Annotated in this window: 1 protein-coding gene; it reads left to right on the top strand. The window is 67.7% G+C overall.

Annotated elements, in window-relative coordinates:
* A partial coding sequence (locus FM051_RS49770; RefSeq protein ID WP_158854938.1) for a condensation domain-containing protein occupies positions 1 to 2,470 on the top strand: 2,470 nt, incomplete at both ends.

Genomic DNA, 2,470 nt, shown 5'->3' on the forward strand with positions numbered 1-2,470 from the left:
ACCCCACACACAACCGACCACCCACCACACCAAACGAAAAACTCATCGCACAAATTTGGCAAGACCTGCTGGAGCACAACGACATCGGCGCACACGACAACTTCTTCACCCTCGGCGGACACTCACTCCTCGCCACCCGACTCACCCACCGACTCGGCACCGAACTCCACACCCACATCCCCCTCCGCCTGGTCTTCGACCACCCGACCCTCGCCGACCTCGCCCAACACCTGCCCGAATCAGGCGACATCACCCCGATCCCGCGGGCGCCGCGAGTGGAGCACGCGGACGGAACGGTGACCGTGCCGGCGTCGACCGGCCAGCAGCGGCTGTGGTTCCTGTGCGGCCTCGACCCGCAGGCGAACCTCGCCTACCACATCACCGGTGCCGCCCGGATCAGCGGCGCGGTGGACGTGGAGGCGCTGCGAGGCGCGTTGCGCGCGGTGGCCGAGCGCCACGACGCGCTGCGCACGACCCTGCGCCTCGTGAACGGGGAACTGGTCCAGGTGGTGCACCCGACCTGGGAGTGCGAGCCGCCGCGCGACGACGCCACAGTGGACGCCGTGGTCGCCGAGTGGGCAACCAGCACCACCGATCTCGACCGCGGACCGCTGTTCCGCGCCCAGGTGGTGCGGTCCGCTGAGCGGGAACACGTGCTGCTGCTGTCGCTGCACCACGCCATCGCCGACGGCTGGTCGGTGAACGTGCTGCTGCGCGAGATCGCGGAGTGCTACACAGCCCTGACCGCAGGCACCGCGCCGTTGCCGGTGGCGGCGGTCCAGTACGGCGACGTCGCTGTGTGGCAGCGCGAGATCCCCAGCGCCGAGGAGGACTTGGTCTACTGGGAGGAGAAGCTGGCGAGGGCCGCCACGCTGGACCTCCCCACCGACAAGCCGCGACCGGTGCACCAGAGCCACCGCGGCGCGGCGATCCCGGTCTCGTTGCCGGTCGACCTCGTCGAACGCCTCGCCCGGTCCACGGGCACCACACCGTTCGCCGTGGTCGCCACGGCGCTGGCCGTGATGCTGGGCAAGCTCAGCGGACAGGACGACATCACGATCGGCATCCCGACATCCCGCCGGTCGCACCCCGACACCTTGGGCGTCGTCGGCTTCCTGGCGAACAGCCTCCCGCTGCGGCTCGCGGTCGAGGCGCGGAAGACCCTGGAGCAGGCGCTGGCGGACACCCACGGCACGCTCGGTGAAGCGCACCGCCACGACGTGCCGTTCGAACGCCTCGTGCAGCGGCTGCGCCCGGAGCGAGACCAGTCCCGCGCGCCGCTTTTCCAAGTCATGCTGGCACTCGACGCGGAGCCGCCGCAGGAGTTGGACATCCCCGGCCTGGGGTTCGAGCGGCTGGACCTGCCGCCGTCGGGCACGCAGTTCGACCTGTCGCTGCACTTGGAACAGCGCGCGGAGCGGATCGGCGGGTACCTCACGTACAACACGGACCTGTTCGAGGAGCCGACCGCGAAGCTGATCGCCGAGCGCGTCGCGGTGGTCGTGGAAGCCATGGCCACCAACCCGAACGAGGTCTTGGAAGAGCTCGACATCCGCACCGACGAGGAGCGTGTCCGGCTCGCGGAACTGTCGACGGGCGCCCCAATCACCGTCCCGGACCTCTGCGTGCACGAGATGGTGGAAGAGCAGGTCGACCGGACCCCGGACGCGTTGGCGTTGATCGCGTCAGACGGCAGGTTCACCTACACCGAACTGGACCAACGCGCCAACCGTATCGCCCACCACCTGCGTGGCCTCGGCGTCGGTCCCGAAACGCGCGTCGGCATCTGCCTGCCCCGCACCAGCAACCTGCTGATCGCCATTCTCGGCGTGCTCAAAGCCGGTGGCAGTTACGTCCCGATCGATCCCGCCTATCCGACCGAACGGATCAACCACATTCTCGACGACTCCGACACACCAATTCTCATCACCACACCCGATTTGCAGACAATCACGGGTGAAAACCGTGTCGTCGTCATCCCGGACACACTAAGCGGTCCCGTATCCCGACCCGAGAACACGGCGAGCCCCGACAACCTCGCCTACACCATCTACACGTCCGGATCGACCGGTCGCCCCAAAGGCGTCATGATCGAACACCGGCAGACCACCGCCATGCTCACCTGGGCCGCCCGCACCTTCACCGACGAGACCCTCGCCCACACCCTCGCCTCCACCTCGGTCTGCTTCGACCTGTCCATCTACGAAATCTTCACGCCACTCATCACCGGAAACACGATCACCCTCACCCCCAACAACGCGACCGACCTCATCCACCACCCCGACCAATACCGCCACATCACCCTGGTCAACACCGTCCCCTCCGTCGCCCAGGAACTCCTCACCACCAACTCCATCCCACCCCACACCCACACCCTCAACCTCGCCGGAGAACCACTACCCCCCACCCTCGTCACCCGACTCCACCACCACCCCACCCTCACCACCATCCACAACCTCTACGGACCCAG

The sequence above is a fragment of the Saccharothrix deserti genome, assembly GCF_009769385.1.
Taxonomy (GTDB): domain Bacteria; phylum Actinomycetota; class Actinomycetes; order Mycobacteriales; family Pseudonocardiaceae; genus Actinosynnema; species Actinosynnema deserti.